Raw genomic sequence first — 3319 nt, 5'->3', positions numbered from 1 at the left:
GAAAGCAGCCTGGTGGGAGGAAGTTAGTGAACCTCGAATCAACTCTACTAATAGCTCAACAAGCTAACATTACGTAGCAGCAGCTTAGGAAAATATTGAATGCTTAGTTTGAAGTTGTTGGCTACCGCTCAACGTTGCTGTTAGCTAGATGCTTTAAATGCCTTTGCCCTAGCTATACCAATTCGTAATTCGTAATTCGCAATTCGTAGTTTCAGAAACTCGATTTCGTCTACGTTTTAGTGGTTTGATCTGTAGCTGGGATTTAGAGGATTGAGATAACTTCACCTTGAACTGTGAAGGGTCTACTCTGACCCGAATTTTGAAACAAACCGCTGGAAGATCGATCGAGGTTTTGAGCGTTTACAAAGCCGCGCTACTCCGCCAAATTTGCAGTGACTCGCACCCACAGCGCCAAGCCACCGCCGCGACCTCTTGCGGCAATGAAGTCCTCGGTGATCAGAAAAAACGAAAAGAACGGAAGTTGAGCAATGGACTGCTGCTCGAACTTTTCTGCTTGCGCCTTTCCGCCTCGCATTGCACCACTGAAGAACGATCGCCCAAACAGATTCAGGTGCCACTGATTGAAGTCAAACGCCACGAGATTTTTCTTTCCCACCTGCCGTGCTGGACCCGTTAATTGCAGACAGACCGGACCAAACTGAACCTGATTGCCGATCGCCATCGCCTCAGTGTTCGTCTCAAACGAGATTTGTGCTGGAGCGAGTCTGGGCACGTAAAAGCCGCGACCTAGCGCAACTCCACCTCGCCGAACTTTGCGCGTTCCGGTCACAAAGCAGAGTTGCCACTGCCCCAGCAATGGAGCGATCGGATACACTAGATGTTCTTGCTTAGCGGCTTTTTCCGCTTGCAGAAGCGCGTTCACAACGGCATCTGCTCTGGGACGTGCTGCTCCCCGCAAGGTGGCAGCCTGCAACGTCGCAATATAGGGAGGTGCTAGAGGAGCCGATTCAATCGTCATTGGCTAATTTTGTAAGCGATTTTATGTCAGCGATCGTCCGATCGTGTAAGCCCATATCTCAAATTTAGCGGTGGACGTGAGCGTTTTTTCTAAAGAACCATAGTGGTTGAGGCAGAATGCTTCAAACTCACGCATTAATTTAGAGAACTCAGGCTCAGGGACTTGCCAGCAGAGTCCGTAGGCTCTGGCGTTGAAGTAGCTCAATAGCTCTCTAACGGTGTTGCTGACTGTCCACTCTTTCGCAACAAAATAGCGCGAGTGAATACCGCTGCGGTTGAAGTAGTCCTCTACGTTAATGTCTGCAAACTGTGCGATCGATCGTGCCGCTGGTGGCTGCACAAACGCTGACTGAATTGCTCGAAAGTAATCCTCAAATTCTCTGCGGGCGGGCGGTGTAATCCACTGGCAGTTCAGATACACGCCTCCGGGTTTAAGAATGCGCTGGATGTCGTCTAGAAAACTTCTCCAATCGGGAACGGTGTGGATCATATGCACCGTGATCACCACATCAAAACTGGCATCGGCAAAGGGAAGCCGAGAGGCATCGGCATGAATCAGGCGCAAATTCGCAGGAACGCGGCCCAATTTTTGGCGGAACTGATCCAACATTTCCTGAGACACGTCAATTCCTGTTACAGGATAGCCGCGTTTGACCAACGGCAGCACATTCAATCCTGTTCCCACACCGGGTTCCAAAAACGATGTTTCAGGCGTCGCTGCAACTAAATCCAGAATAAAATCAGCAACGTCTTCTGCGACAGACTCGGTTAACCAGCGCGATCGATCATACAGTGGGGCGATCGCGTCGTAGTAGTTGGATGGAGTTGACATTGATGTCTGGGGTAATGGGCTACAGAGGCGCGTCATCTGCGATGAGCAATGTCCCGTCTGCGGAATAATAGTGGTTTAGGCAACACCCTACTCCTAGACTATGGCAACCATCAACGACAACTACCTGAAGCTAAAAGCGGGCTATTTGTTTCCCGAAATTGGGCGGCGCGTCAACGCCTTTGCCGACGCCAATCCCGACGCTAACATTATTCGGCTGGGCATTGGCGACGTGACCGAACCGCTACCAGACGCCTGCCGCAGCGCTATGATCCGCGCCGTCGAAGAAATGGGCGATCGCGCTAGCTTCCGGGGCTACGGTCCAGAGCAAGGCTATGCGTGGCTGCGAGAGAAAATTGCCGCCCACGACTTTCAGGCACGCGGTTGCGACATCGACGCCTCAGAGATTTTTATCTCCGATGGTTCCAAGTGCGACACGGGCAATATTCTCGACATTTTTGGCAACAACAACACGATCGCCGTTACAGACCCCGTTTACCCTGTGTACGTTGATACCAATGTAATGGCAGGACACACGGGAGAGGCGAACGATCGCGGCGAGTACGGCGGCTTAGTCTATCTGCCCATCTCCGCCGAGAACAACTTCACGGCAGAAATTCCCACTGAAAAAGTGGACCTGATCTACCTCTGCTTCCCCAACAACCCTACTGGAGCGACTGCCAGCAAAGAGCATCTGCAAGCCTGGGTAGACTATGCCCGATCGAACGGCTCCATTCTCTTCTTCGATGCCGCCTACGAAGCCTTCATCACCGATCCGGAGCTGCCCCACTCAATTTATGAGATTGAGGGCGCGCGGGAGTGCGCGATCGAGTTTCGATCGTTCTCCAAAAACGCAGGCTTTACAGGCACTCGCTGCGCTTTAACCGTGGTGCCCAAGTCGCTGACTGGGAAGGCAGCAGACGGCTCAGATGTAGAGCTCTGGAAGCTGTGGAATCGCCGCCAGTCCACAAAATTCAACGGTGTGTCATACATTGTGCAGCGGGGCACTGAAGCCGTTTACTCGCCGGAAGGACAGGCGCAAACGAAGGCGCTGGTTAACTTCTACCTGGAAAACGCCAAAATCATTCGGGAACAACTGACGGTAGCAGGATTGAAGGTCTACGGCGGCGTCAATGCGCCCTACGTTTGGGTGCAAACGCCCCAGGGTCTTTCTAGCTGGGACTTTTTCGATAAGCTGCTGCACACGTGCAATGTGGTTGGCACGCCGGGGTCTGGCTTTGGTGCGGCAGGCGAAGGCTACTTCCGCATTTCCGCATTCAACAGCCGCGAGAATGTGGAAGAGGCGATGCAGCGAATTACGCAAACGTTTCGGGTATAGAGCCGCAGATTGCTGTTGTCGTATGGCTGCCGCCCGCCCTGCTATCAGTGGCGGGCTAACCGATCGAAGCCCGTTCAGAGGATGTTTGAGGTCCGTTCAGATAGAATCTAGCGTTTGCAATTACCAATTACGAATTGCGAATTACGAATTACCAATAGGAGAGTTTGGTCGAA

The 3319-nt window shown here is 52.2% G+C and carries 3 protein-coding genes; 1 reads left to right on the top strand and 2 read right to left on the bottom strand.

From position 1 onward, the window contains the following. Positions 1-373: 373 nt before the first annotated feature. Together H6F43_RS00145 and H6F43_RS00140 are read right to left on the bottom strand one after the other, a co-directional pair. Entirely contained in the window at positions 374-979 is a 606-nt protein-coding gene (locus H6F43_RS00145) for a hypothetical protein (protein WP_190340020.1), read from the bottom strand. Between the two features lie 21 nt (positions 980-1000). Further along, positions 1001-1810 (bottom strand): class I SAM-dependent methyltransferase, encoded by an 810-nt coding sequence (locus H6F43_RS00140; protein ID WP_190340019.1) that lies wholly within the window; start codon positions 1808-1810, stop codon positions 1001-1003. A gap of 100 nt (positions 1811-1910) precedes the next feature. Here H6F43_RS00140 and H6F43_RS00135 point away from each other — a divergent pair, with 100 nt between their 5' ends. Next, a complete protein-coding gene (locus H6F43_RS00135) occupies positions 1911-3146 on the top strand; it encodes an LL-diaminopimelate aminotransferase (RefSeq protein WP_190340018.1) in 1236 nt (411 codons plus the stop codon). Positions 3147-3319: the final 173 nt, after the last annotated feature.

The sequence above is a fragment of the Leptolyngbya sp. FACHB-36 genome, assembly GCF_014695955.1.
Taxonomy (GTDB): domain Bacteria; phylum Cyanobacteriota; class Cyanobacteriia; order Leptolyngbyales; family Leptolyngbyaceae; genus FACHB-36.
Note: the sequence above shows the minus strand (reverse complement) of the source record. Positions and strands in the feature narration are given on the sequence as shown.

Excerpts from the sequence above, each read along its gene's own strand:
- H6F43_RS00145 (WP_190340020.1), bottom strand. The coding sequence starts at position 979 with ATGACGATTGAATCGGCTCCTCTAGCACCTCCCTATATTGCGACGTTG.
- H6F43_RS00140 (WP_190340019.1), bottom strand. The coding sequence starts at position 1,810 with ATGTCAACTCCATCCAACTACTACGACGCGATCGCCCCACTGTATGAT.
- H6F43_RS00135 (WP_190340018.1), top strand. The coding sequence starts at position 1,911 with ATGGCAACCATCAACGACAACTACCTGAAGCTAAAAGCGGGCTATTTG.